This window comes from Bacillus amyloliquefaciens DSM 7 = ATCC 23350 (genome assembly GCF_000196735.1).
Lineage (GTDB): Bacteria > Bacillota > Bacilli > Bacillales > Bacillaceae > Bacillus > Bacillus amyloliquefaciens.
Genome location: NC_014551.1, coordinates 3,142,934 through 3,154,634 on the forward strand (window position 1 = coordinate 3,142,934; position 11,701 = coordinate 3,154,634).

Sequence of the window (11,701 nt, forward strand, 5' to 3'; positions counted from 1 at the left end):
TACCTCCTTTCTTTAGAAATTGACAAAACAAAAAGAGCATCTGATCAGATACCCTTCTACAAAGTCACTCCGAAAATCTTATATGCCGGCACCAGCTTGTTTTCTTCCTCATGCTGATGATCGACAAGAGCAAAGAAACGGTTTATGTCCATTTCGTCTATTTCATGAAGCTTGTATCCATTTTTCATCAAATCAATGTACATTTCTTTCATTTTGTTAAAGTAATCCTGATAGCTCAGGGGCTTGCCCGTTACTTTTGAGCCGCCTCGGCCTTCTTCTTCAGTTGGGCCTTTTTTTTATCTTTAACCATAACCTGATCCATAATATCTCTAAGCCAGTCAAATAATTCATCAGATTGAACACCGTCTAAAATATCATCAAAGGTAAATTGCCCTTTGAATATGTCCAAGACAAGAGTCATCATCTCATCCATTACATCACGCTCAGTCTTTCCGAATTCTTCGTCCGTTGCATCTGCGTGTATTTCTAAAGCTCTATACGTATATCTTGCTGTAACAAATGGCTGAATAAATGTTTTTTCTGGAACAGATACAATATCGCCGCTCTCATCTACTTCTGCAAGAGCATAGTCTTTCAATACCGCTTTAATCATGTAGAAAACCACCTTTTTATTTTTTAAAAAACAAAAGCAGCCGCACCGGGCTGCCTATTATTTTCCTAGTTCTACTGTCTGGCCCTCTTCTGTTGGGTGCTCCAATTCATAAGCCAGCTTATAAAACTTGTCAAGTGAAAAACCTTCATTTTGGTCATAGCCAACAAGGAATACAAGACCGTCCTCTTTCCGTGGTAAAAACTGTCCTTCGATTGAGTCCGTTTGATAATCCACTTTATCTTCTTTTGTCTTACCTTCTGCAGAAGGGATACCGAATTTACCTTTTAGCAGAGCATAATACACGTATCCTTTTTCATGATGTTTTTGCCGCCAAGTGATGCAAACATAAGGCGGTTCCAAATCCTTATGATATAATTCAATGCCAGAAACAACTGGAACGCCTAAAAGTGTTCTCTTCATTTCAGTTGTTAGATCTGCCAAATTTAATTCTAATTTTGTTTCACTCACTCCTGAGCTCTTCACTGCGTATATACCGTCATCCGCATAAAGAGGTGTCAGTTCTGAAGAAACGTCCAATTTTGCCTCAATGGCTCCCGGCATCTTCATCCTGTTTTCTGCTTTTTCATTCTCATCAAGTACGCCGTACTGAATCCCGTCTAAACCTGTTCGCGCCATTTACGTCACCTTTTTCTTTTTAAATTTGTTGTATGTCAATCATTTTTGTTGCTCTGTATCTCCGGGCATATCGGTAAAGTGCAATATCCGGGTCCCGGTCAAATGCAGAGGCATATTGTTGGAAGTCGTTTTTTGCCATAAGATCATCAATGATGGGCTGAATCTGATGCGCTTCCTTGAGCGTTTTCGTCCATAAATCTATTTGAATATCAACCTCAAATGTCAATGCTGCGTCATCGGCATAATCTTTTCTGTGGCTCTCAAGCTCATTTATTCGAATCATCGGGGCCTTTTCTGTATCCTGATCGGCTTCCGGGACAAAGACCAAAAATATACGGCCGGGGTCCACAAAGGAAGAAAGGACTTCATTTTCACTCAGAATCATTTCAACTTCCTGAATTGGCAGCATCATAATCCCAGCTCCCTTCTATAAACTTCCTGCACTTTCTGCAGCACCGCGGCCGTGTACTCGTTTACCGTCCTCTCCACAAAGTGCTGAGGTCGCTGTTTGATTGTCCCGAAGTTTGAAAAGTGCAGCCTTGCCGCTGTTTCCTTTCCGTATCCCACATTTGAATAGATTTCTCCGTCTTCTCTTGGCTTCAAATAAACGACATTGTCCTTCATGTGCGTTTTGTGAGGGTCCTGATCGCCTCGGCCCCGGGGTGTATTTTTTTCTAATCCAGCAGCGTATATTTGCGCTCCTGCACTGACCGCCGACTTAGCAGCACGAACATTTTTTCGAGCCAGCTTGTTCAGCTCTTTTTCTATGTTTTTTATCCCGTCATTTTCTCGGGCCATCAGCTCACCTTCTCCGCAAGAACATTTATCAGGTCTTTATCCTGAGAGTTTGGGAGAATGTCTTTGATCTCGTAAAGGGTTTCATCATGCAGAATGTGCATGCTGTTCGTAACTGTCTTAACCTGCTGATAGCGAATGATGAATGTAATACTGTTTTCTAAAAAGGTGCCAGCTGTTGAAAGCTTCTCCCTTAATTTCTGATCTCTGATCTCCGCCCAGCAAGAAAACAAAGGATCATTCACCACAATGTTTTCTCGGCTTTCCGGGTCCTTCTGATTCTTTCGAGTCACAAAAGTGATACGGGTATTGAGCCGGCTAAACTGCATCTGTGTAAGCTCCTCTGAATTGTTGGATAATGTTTGTTACGCCGAACGGTATTTCTTGTAGTGCTTTGTCCATTGAGGACACCCGCTGCTCATACCAGGCACCTACAAGGAATTTAACGGCCATGTTAAACCTGGGGTTGTTTTCAAAAAATGCATCCCGGTTTGGCGAAAGTGTGACAGCATCCTTGATATAATCTTCTGCCGACCCTTTCAGCTCCATGATCCAGTCATCGTCAAAATTATGATCTATTCGCAACGCGTGCTTTATTTCTTCGAGCGTCATCCCATCACTCCTTACATACAAAAAGGAGCGCCGGAGCGCCCCTTCACGTCATTATTCTGTTGGTGTTTCTTTCAATTCATCAATTTGTTTTTGCAGGCCGGTTAAGATGTCTTTGACCTCGCTGTTCAGATGCTCCAGCATAATACTGCCTGTGCCGACATTCTTGCTTCGAACTGATTTTTCACCGAGCATTTCATTTACAATGCTGCCCGGTTCAATAACTGCCGGGTCGCCTTTTTCACCTTTTGGGCCTGGTTCGCCCGGTTCGCCTTTTTCGCCTTGTGGACCTGGTTCGCCTGGCTCACCTTGAGGGCCGGGTTCACCTTGAGGACCTTGTTTCCCTTGAGGGCCGGGTTCACCTTGAAGACCTTTTACATAGAGAGGATTTTTTTCGCTGTTATCCGCGATAGAAACATCTGTGATTGGCTCCCCTGAACCGTTGTCCCTTGCTGATGTTTTCGCTCCGTTACTTTCATTTAAAAACTCTGCCATGTTCAATCATCCTTTTCTATTATTATTTTATTTCCCTAAATCTTTACTTGTATCGTTTGGCTGCTCCGCGCCCGTATCAATGGTCACAAAATAGCCGGCTTTTTCATCAGCTTTTTTAACGTCGAAACGAACAGCAAGAGAGAGGACTTGTCCATAAACTTCATTTTCCACCCACTTGGCCGTGGCATCTACACGGTTTGCAAAGAACGCAGCTTTTTTCAAATCGCCGATAAACATAACCGCATCGCCGGATTTTTCACCTAAAACAGTATCGTCCACAACATTGACCTTGCTGCCCAGCAACACTTTCCCTGTTTCTGTGGAAATATCTTGCCGTAAAATGTACTGCCCGTTTTTATCCTTCAGGGTATCCAGGGATTGAAATGCGGAAGAAGTAGCGACAATGTCCCGGTTATACGCCTGCATCAGATCGACGTTCAGAATGTGTTTAATGTCATCTGTTCCCTTTACCGTTTTAGCCGGGAAAGAGCGCAAGACTTCGGCCACTTTTGTATTTTTCGTAATCCGTTTTACCTGCTGCAGGTGGTTGGCCACAATCGCGGACAGGTCTACCCCGGAATCGTCAATAGCTTCTTGAGAGATTGGCAGTTGACCGCGGTAAGTCTCTACCGCCCAAGCCACTTTATTAAACTTCGGCTTCGCTAATTCTGGGTTCTTTTCCAGTTCAGCGACTGATACAAGACCTGTGTCTGCGTTAGCAAGAACGGGATACGTGCCGGACGCCGTTGTCACATTTACGTTATTTACAATGGCGGCCAAATCGACAACATTTTCAGGCTCTTGCTGTGGCTTGGTAATTACATCAATCGGGATAATTGCCTCCACCCCGTTTGATTTTAAGCCGTCGCGCTTTTCCCCTTTTGATCGGAGAAATTCTTCAAAAGCTCTTACCTCTTCCTGCTTCCCCGGTTTGATGATTGTACGGAAGCCGCCATGCATTGATCTTTTCTCCTCGTCGTCCTCTTCTTTACCGTCAGCCGGCGTAGGTTCTTCCGGATTCATTCCGGCAATCTCTTCATATTCTGCAAGCTTTTTCTTGAGAGCGTCGAGCTCTTCTTTCAAAGTGGAAATTTCACCTTTCAAAGCTGTAGCTTCGTCCAGCTTGTCTTCTTCGGCCCGCTTCTGCGCCTCTGTGATTTTTGTATTCACCGCCGTTTGTTTTTGAGTAATCTGCGATCTCAATTCCTTAATTTTTTCAGATAGCATGTGTTTTCTCCTTTTCAAATAAAATAAGCACCCGATTTTCGAGTGCTTTTACAATCCCAGTTTTATTAAATCCAGCTGTAACAGCAGCTTTTCTTTTTGCGGATTCAGGTTTCTTTGTTCGTACTGCTTTAAGTTCCGTTGAGCGATCGTCACATCGGTGTCTTCATAAGCTGGATACGTAACCACTGATACATCTGTCAGCTTTGAAATGTTTCTCAGGCTTCGTAACGGCAGCCCCGTTTCTTGGTCACGGGTAAAGCTGTCACCGTTTTTCCCAAGCAAAAAGCCGAAAGAACAGTTTGAGATATTGCCGACGCGTAGATTTTCGTATAAATCCGTGGCGTACTGAGTATTCGGTAAAGTGACATCAAATCTTAGGCCGATGTCATCGACCTCAAGCTTAAGCGTGCCGGCAGACGTGCGGCCGAGAATCTTAGATGGATCATGGTCAATTAAAGCTCGTACATCGCTCATATCTGTTTGGTCAAGAGCCCGTTTATCAATCATTTCAATGAATCCACCCAGGTTATGGCTGCGGGTTCCAAACTTGAGTGCATACCCGCTAATCACCTTCGGCCCATCATCGCTTGAATGGGCTTTTAATGCCCCTTCCTGCGACGTTCTGATTTCCACTTCCTTAGACATTCCCCTCACCTCCTTCACCTGCTGACGAGATCGGCAGGCTCTTTGCCTTCGCTTTCTGAATCTCGTCCATGATTTCAACGTCCACATAATTCAAACTCATGAAACGCTTGTCCCCGTTTGGTATTGGCTCATAACCATACTCTTCCAGGGCATTGTTGAGCGAGAAAATACCGTTTTGCAGCAAGGCAATAACGTTCTCGCGCTTTGTTTTCGCGTCCGTTTCCCTAAACCGCCGCGTATCGAATTGAAATTTCTGCTGTAGGTTTAAAGGATACGGCAACATTTTGAAATTCAGTTCTGAGGCAATAGCCGTGAAATAGTTCGATAATGTATTTGTCAGATAGTCCAGGTTGGCTTGTTCAAGCGATGTGTTGACTTGTTCTATCCCCAGCTTATGGGCGGGCAAGCCAAACGCTTTGGCGATCTGCTTTGTTGAATGCGTGTAATTATTAACGATTTCAAGCACTTTTGTATTAATTTCTAATTGCTTAAACTCCTCATTTTCACTAAGAACAGCAATTCTTTGCTGATTCCGCCCCCCTGAGTTTGCTTTTTCAAATTCATTTCGAATCTTGTCCTTTGCTTCAGGGGACAAATGACCCTTTTTCAAGTTGACAATCCCACTCAAGTTGATGCCTCTTCTAAAAAAGTCAGTAACAAGGCGTTTTCCAAACTCCTGACTTTCAATCTCACGCTTAAGACTGGAAAGAGGACCCATCCCCGTAATGCCGTCCAAGCTGAAAAATTTAATATGCAACACATTTTCAGGCCTCAATACTCTCTCTTTACCGCCAGAAGGATAATACCGGTATAGGATTTCGTTTCGGTTCGGAAGCTGCTCGGCATAGACTTCACTGTTCAGCATATGGATAAGCTCCACGGGTGCCCCCTCTTTGTCCCGGATGATTTCAGCGTACGATTGGCCGTTCAATAGTGCATTGGCTACAAGTATGAATTTGAAAAAGTACCCCGAATAATAATCATTGGGTTTTTCATTCAGCAGCCTGAACAGATCAGAATCCTTTTCTTCGACACCGTTATGCTTAACCATAATTGGCGATGCTGCAATATCAGAGGAAAGGGTATGCACTGCTGTGAACACATCGCTGTTCTTAATTGCACTTGCTGACACGTAAGACAGGCCGTCTAAGCCGACAATAATTTCATTAAACTCCCGCGCCCCCTGGCTTTGTTTATCTAATGATCGAAAGAACGCCACTCAATCACCTCCCTCCCTCTTCTCTCGGATTGAGTAAGAAGGCAATCAGAACAAGAAAAAGGCCGGCCACAATAAGCCCGGCGATCGGGTGGAAAAGGAAAATTCCATAGTCGATTACAAACAGCCCCGCTAAAAAGAAAAGAGTATGCAGGTTCAATCTAATAAACTGGCATACTCCCAATAAAAATTTATTTATTTTTCCTAATTTCATGGTGCTCCCTCCTTCCTTAAAGGGTGAATTCTTCGCTTTCGTAATAAGTGTTCCAGTCAAATTTATCTTGTTTGTAATGAAACATAGCACCCGTGTGCGCGTTCATCATCGCCGCTGCCGGGTCAATTTTTTCCCTGTTTAAATCCTTGTTAATTTGAATTGTATCATTCACTTTTTTCACCATCGCGTTATGTAACGCTGTGTTAAGCAAAGGGTTTATACTATGGATGATTTTTCTGTCAAACACATTTAACCGAAAATCTTTTGTCGGTTCCGACAAAGTCCGCGCCCCTTGCCGGACCTCAATTAGTTTATCTTCGTATCCGTATTTCTCCATCTCATTTAAAAATAAGGAAATGTTATACGGATCATAGAAAATACCTTCTACTTGTAAATCATTTTCCTGAATATGATTGATCATGTAATCAATAACTTGCTGAAGATTAATGATTCCTGATTTTTTGTCGGTTATGGTACAGTACCCGGCTTTCGAAAGAGCCCGATAATCTAATTTGTCGCGCTCAATTTTATTATCCAACCCGCCTTTAGTACCCACAAATGAATGGCTATCCACATAAAACGTTTCGTCTTCATCCTCTAATGGATAGATGAAACTGAGGGCTGATAAATCCTCTGTCCGTGATAAATCTACTCCGATGTACACGGGCTTTCCCATTATTTCCGGGGCAGTATCGACGCCGCAACTTTTCCAATCTCTTCCGTTTACAAAACTTTCAGATGAAGCAGACTGCCATAAATTAAAGTTTTTTACCAATGTGCCATTTAAATCATCTTTATCAAGAGCCTCTTTTAGTTTCTTGCGTAGATTGGTTAGAAGTTTCTTTTGAAGACCCTCCACCTCAAGTAAGGGATTACTTTTTATCCAAGTGCTTTCGTCGTAAATTTCCTCTTCGTCATCTTGCTCGTAGACAATTGCAAAATAGTTTTCGTTTTCCTTACGACCACTAAGAATATCGTCAACATAAGGGTACTCCTGCGAATACATGGGGCCATTCAGCTTAAAGCCGGCTGTGCTAATGATTAAGATAAGGCCCTGGTCCTGCTGACCTTGGGAAGACTCCAGGACTTCCATCATTTTTGTGTTGGACGCTGTGTGGTACTCGTCGAGAATCCCAATCAGAACGTTCAAACTGTCAAGGTTATCAGTATCCCTTGATAAAGGCATAATGACGCAGTCATCTTTCAGGTACCGGATTTCATTTTGTATGATCTTTGTCCATTTCCTAATTGCCTTTGACTGGCTTCTTATCTTTTTCAATTGCATGGAGATCATTTTAAAAACAGTTCTTGCTTGGCCTCTTGAGTTAGCTGTCGCATAAATTTGCCTGTCAAACTTAGGGGATTCCCCGTAGATCAATTCGTACAACGCAAGACCCGCTACAAGGACGGATTTTCCGCCCTTTCTCGCCATGCTTATATAAGCTTTTGTAAAACGGCGAAAACCCGTCTCCTTATTTCTCCAAGCGTAAAGCATGTACACAATGAATTTTTGAAATAAGGCCAGTTTCGTGGGCTTGCCCGTTGATATGTCCGGCAGTATTTCAAGAAACTTGATGACCTTTTTTGCCTTTTCGGGTCTGTACTCATACTCAAAAGACGGGTCAGCCGCTCTTTCTAAATCTCTAAGATGACGCTGACAGGCTTTTATTACTTTTTTGCATGCCGTTATTTCTCCGCTAACAACCTTTTTCGCGTAAAGCGTGCCTGGATCAATTCTCTCAGTCGTCATCGTTCATCATGGCACCTAATAGGTCCTCCTCATCGTCATCCCCGTCAAGCCCTACAATTCGTAGACGTGAATCCAGAGATAGACCGAGCTGACCCGCAATCCCGCGAATTTCCTTTGACATACTGTTCATAATATCAACGGACGGATTTTTCTTTTTTACTTCAAACCCTTTACTATTAATTTCAATAATGGTTTGTCCGTCTGTCATTATGTCTTTGAGAGCCATTCTATATTGAGCGTAGCTGTTGCAATAAATGGCTAGTAACGTCGAATCCAGTTCAGAGATTGGCATTTTAATAATATGCGGGTAGATTCGCCTCCACTCATTTTTAGCCATCGTGGACAGCCAGTATGGTGGGTTTTCTTGCAGAGGCGAAAAATCTTTTAATTTTTCTTCCTGCTGCAGACGCTCTTCCCGCTCTTCGTTAGTAATTTGCCCTTTTAACGTTTCCGTCAATTGCTTTCGTCTCGCCAATCAAAACCACCACCTTTCGTCCAAAATGCGAACTATAAATTTGAGCGAATTCGGCAGATTAAGAAAATGAAGATCGTCCCATACCTGCCAAGGATTCGGCCACCCAGATGAAAGATCAAAAACAAGGCCGAAAAAGTAAAAATCAAAATTTCATTTCAACATTTTTTACAAAGTTAACGGGGCGCCGATGTACAGGAAAATGAAAAAAACCACCCGGTAAATTGAAGGGGGGACTTAAAGCGACAAAATTAATGCTGCAGTGGATAAAATAACGCTGATACCACTTGCAATAATTCCGATTAAATGAAACGTTCTGCTGCTCATCTAATTACCTTCTCCTTTCCCAAACGTGACTTGATTATGATGATACTGACAAAGCACCTCAAGATTATTCAGATCGGTACGCGCTTGAACATCGTTTATGGCGTCTCTAAGCTCTCTGTGCTTATGATGGACTACTAACCGATTAGACTTGTTTAAACGTCCCTGTGAGGCACAGACAGCACAATGATAGTTACTTTCTCTAAGCTTCTGTTCTCGAAGGAGCTTCCACTCTCTCGAATGGTAATAGGAATAGAGCTTGCTGTTCTCCCTGTTGTATCTCACATCTTTGTTATACTGCTTGTCAGCATAGCCCTTGTGCTTCTCACAATAACGTTCTGCCCAATCCACATAGCTGCGGCAGGCAGGCGCGTTACATCTTTTCAGCGGCAGGACTACCACCCCCTATATATTCTTTCTAAACTGCCCCCGCACTCAAGCCGTTAACCGCCAATTGTTTTCCCTGAGAATTACCGGACGCAGTTTACAAAAAATAGCTCCCGATACCAAAGTCGCAAGACTAGCGCGATCCAGCTCAGAATGAAAAGTCATTCCTCAACGCTTTAATTTGAGTATCCGAATTCGCCTTGATAAGGGATAGGCGCTTTTCCCATATTATGTAGGTTGTTTTTACCGGTCCGAAATTCACACCCCTTGGAAGTTGATAGGTAAAGTTTATAGGGATTTCAAACATAAATAGTCTCCTTTTTTGGGCCCCTTTTTGTATCCATAAAAGTCCGTTTTTTGTCCAAAAGAAAAGCACTCAGATGATTCCGAGTGCTGTGGCTAGGCGGTAGATAGCCCTTTTCTTAAGTTCATAATAGGTGTTTTTCTTAATGCCCAAATCTATATAAATGCTTATGTCTTTGACGGTAGATGCTGTAAGGTATTTTTTCTCAATAATCAAGCGCTCCAGGTCGTCCAAGCTGTTTTGTAACGCCCGTTCCATTTGCTTCACCTTCAGCTCGTTTATATTATGTGAATCTCTTAGAGAGGGAAAAAGACTCATGCCGGCGCTTTCGCATTCCCTTTTGTTTTCCATTTGAACTTTTAAGGCCCTGTAATCTTTCAGCTCTTTGATGACTATTTTTCTCACGGCTCTTGCATCCACAGGGTCCATGAATGAAAGCTGCTCTGCTGTCATGCTAATTTCTCCAATCTTGCTTTGACTGCCTCCATTAAGGCATTTTGCCCGACGGCTTTGCCTTCTAATGCCCTCATTACATCCTCGTCCACAGTGCCTTCCGTTACAAGATGGTTCACAATTACACTATGCTTCTGCCCCTGGCGGTCAAGCCTCGCGTTGGCCTGCTGGTAAAGCTCAAGACTCCATGTCATGCCAAACCACACGATCACATGGCCTCCGTCCTGTAAGTTAAGCCCATGCCCCGTAGATGCTGGATGCGCTAAAAGCATTTCAATCTTCCCATTGTTCCAGTCAGCAATCTCTCTGCTACTGTCTAACGGTTTCGCCTTTTTAAATTTCTGCTGGATGCGCTCAAGATCATGTTTATAAGAGTAGAAAACAAGGATAGGCTTTCCGTTGGCTGCGTCCACTATATCCTCTAATGCATTCAGCTTTTCATCATGAAGCTTTTGGATTTCCCCGTTTTCGTCATAAACTGCACCATTCGCCAGCTGTAACAACTTGTTTGATAAAACGGCCGCGGTGTCGGCCACAACATCACCATCTAAAAAAGGGAGAAGTAAATCTTTTTCAAGCTGCTTGTATTTCGCTTTTACTTTGTCCGTCATTCGTACTTTGACAATATTATCAATTCGTTCCGGGAGCTGAAGCCAGTCCCGGGCCTGCATACTGATGCAGATGTCAGACACTTTCTCATGAATGGCTTTCTCGGCTCCTTCTTTCAATTTCCAACTGTAGATAACAGTTCTGTTTCTTTGGTCAGGTTGAAAATATTTTTCCCGGTAACTGGTTACGGTTTTCCCCAGCCGTTCCCCTTGATCTAACAAGTACATCTGTGGCCATAAGTCAATTAAGCTGTTTGGTGCTGGGGTTCCGGTCAGGCCCACAATTCTTTTTATGAAAGGTCTAACTTTTTTCAAAGCCCTAAACCGTTTGGCCTTAGATGATTTAAAGCTAGAAAGCTCATCTATCACGACCATGTCAAAGGGCCACTTCTTACCGTAAAAATTCACCAGCCATTCGACATTCTCCCTGTTAATAACGTAAATATCAGCTTTCATATCTAACGCCATAATTCTGGATGATTCCGGACCCAATACTTTTGAGACTTTTAAATAAGAGGTGTGGTCCCACTTCTCAGACTCTCTTGACCAGGTATCTTCCGCAACTCTCAAAGGCGCAATTACTAAAACATTTGAAACGTCAAAATAATCGTACAGGAGATCTGATACTGCTGTCAGAGTGCTGACTGTTTTCCCCATCCCCATATCCAGGAAGAGGCCTGCAGCATGAGTATCAATTATGTGCTTAATTGCATGTTCTTGGTATTGGTGTGGTTTGAACTTCACGAAATGCCCCCCTGACAAAAGCTGTTATTGAATCTATTGAATCTAAAACGCGGACCTCAAAACCCATTGTTTCTAAATCCTTTTTGCGTTTTAGCTGCAGAGGTCTTGCGGGGCCTTCATTTCTACAAAAACAAGCTTGCCGCCAGGTAAAAGCACAATCCGGTCAGGCACCCCAGATAATCCAGGAGATACAAATTTCATCGCCTTGC

Annotated in this window: 16 protein-coding genes; all 16 read right to left on the minus strand. The window is 43.2% G+C overall.

Features of this window, described 5'->3' with window-relative positions; genetic code table 11:
- Window positions 1-56: 56 nt before the first annotated feature.
- A complete protein-coding gene (locus BAMF_RS36190) occupies window positions 57-239 on the minus strand; it encodes a hypothetical protein (protein WP_014472226.1) in 183 nt (60 codons plus the stop codon).
- Window positions 240-250: 11 nt separating this feature from the next.
- Complete coding sequence (gene gpG, locus BAMF_RS36195) at window positions 251-613, minus strand: phage tail assembly chaperone G (RefSeq protein ID WP_013353499.1); 363 nt, start codon at window positions 611-613, stop codon at window positions 251-253.
- A 57-nt stretch (window positions 614-670) separates the two neighbouring features.
- A complete protein-coding gene (locus tag BAMF_RS36200; protein WP_013353500.1) occupies window positions 671-1,249 on the minus strand; it encodes a major tail protein in 579 nt (192 codons plus the stop codon).
- Window positions 1,250-1,268: 19 nt separating this feature from the next.
- Entirely contained in the window at window positions 1,269-1,661 is a 393-nt protein-coding gene (locus BAMF_RS36205) for a DUF3168 domain-containing protein (RefSeq protein ID WP_013353501.1), read from the minus strand.
- Window positions 1,658-2,047: an HK97-gp10 family putative phage morphogenesis protein gene (locus tag BAMF_RS36210; protein ID WP_013353502.1), complete on the minus strand. Its 390-nt coding sequence runs from the start codon at window positions 2,045-2,047 to the stop codon at window positions 1,658-1,660. The genes BAMF_RS36205 and BAMF_RS36210 overlap by 4 nt, the downstream gene beginning before the upstream one ends.
- Window positions 2,047-2,373 carry a phage head closure protein gene (locus BAMF_RS36215; RefSeq protein WP_013353503.1) on the minus strand — a complete coding sequence of 109 codons (327 nt, stop codon included), beginning with the start codon at window positions 2,371-2,373 and terminating at the stop codon, window positions 2,047-2,049. The genes BAMF_RS36210 and BAMF_RS36215 overlap by 1 nt, the downstream gene beginning before the upstream one ends.
- Window positions 2,363-2,656, minus strand: a complete 294-nt coding sequence (locus BAMF_RS36220) for a head-tail connector protein (RefSeq protein ID WP_014472232.1) — start codon at window positions 2,654-2,656, stop codon at window positions 2,363-2,365. The genes BAMF_RS36215 and BAMF_RS36220 overlap by 11 nt, the downstream gene beginning before the upstream one ends.
- A gap of 51 nt (window positions 2,657-2,707) precedes the next feature.
- Window positions 2,708-3,148, minus strand: coding sequence for a collagen-like protein (locus BAMF_RS36225; RefSeq protein WP_013353505.1), 441 nt, complete (start codon window positions 3,146-3,148; stop codon window positions 2,708-2,710).
- A 27-nt stretch (window positions 3,149-3,175) separates the two neighbouring features.
- Window positions 3,176-4,375, minus strand: a complete 1,200-nt coding sequence (locus BAMF_RS36230; RefSeq protein WP_013353506.1) for a phage major capsid protein — start codon at window positions 4,373-4,375, stop codon at window positions 3,176-3,178.
- Between the two features lie 48 nt (window positions 4,376-4,423).
- Entirely contained in the window at window positions 4,424-5,020 is a 597-nt protein-coding gene (locus BAMF_RS36235; protein ID WP_013353507.1) for an HK97 family phage prohead protease, read from the minus strand.
- On the minus strand, window positions 5,013-6,239 hold the full coding sequence (locus BAMF_RS36240; protein WP_013353508.1) for a phage portal protein: 1,227 nt from the start codon (window positions 6,237-6,239) through the stop codon (window positions 5,013-5,015). The genes BAMF_RS36235 and BAMF_RS36240 overlap by 8 nt, the downstream gene beginning before the upstream one ends.
- Before the next feature lie 4 nt (window positions 6,240-6,243).
- Window positions 6,244-6,450 (minus strand): hypothetical protein, encoded by a 207-nt coding sequence (locus BAMF_RS36245; protein ID WP_041481669.1) that lies wholly within the window; start codon window positions 6,448-6,450, stop codon window positions 6,244-6,246.
- A gap of 16 nt (window positions 6,451-6,466) precedes the next feature.
- Window positions 6,467-8,200, minus strand: a complete 1,734-nt coding sequence (locus BAMF_RS36250; RefSeq protein ID WP_013353509.1) for a terminase large subunit — start codon at window positions 8,198-8,200, stop codon at window positions 6,467-6,469.
- Window positions 8,190-8,675, minus strand: coding sequence for a phage terminase small subunit P27 family (locus tag BAMF_RS36255; protein ID WP_013353510.1), 486 nt, complete (start codon window positions 8,673-8,675; stop codon window positions 8,190-8,192). The genes BAMF_RS36250 and BAMF_RS36255 overlap by 11 nt, the downstream gene beginning before the upstream one ends.
- A gap of 1,084 nt (window positions 8,676-9,759) precedes the next feature.
- Entirely contained in the window at window positions 9,760-10,140 is a 381-nt protein-coding gene (locus tag BAMF_RS36265; RefSeq protein ID WP_013353512.1) for an ArpU family phage packaging/lysis transcriptional regulator, read from the minus strand.
- Window positions 10,137-11,492, minus strand: coding sequence for a DEAD/DEAH box helicase (locus BAMF_RS36270; protein WP_013353513.1), 1,356 nt, complete (start codon window positions 11,490-11,492; stop codon window positions 10,137-10,139). Before BAMF_RS36270 ends, BAMF_RS36265 begins: the two co-directional genes overlap by 4 nt.
- Window positions 11,493-11,701: the final 209 nt, after the last annotated feature.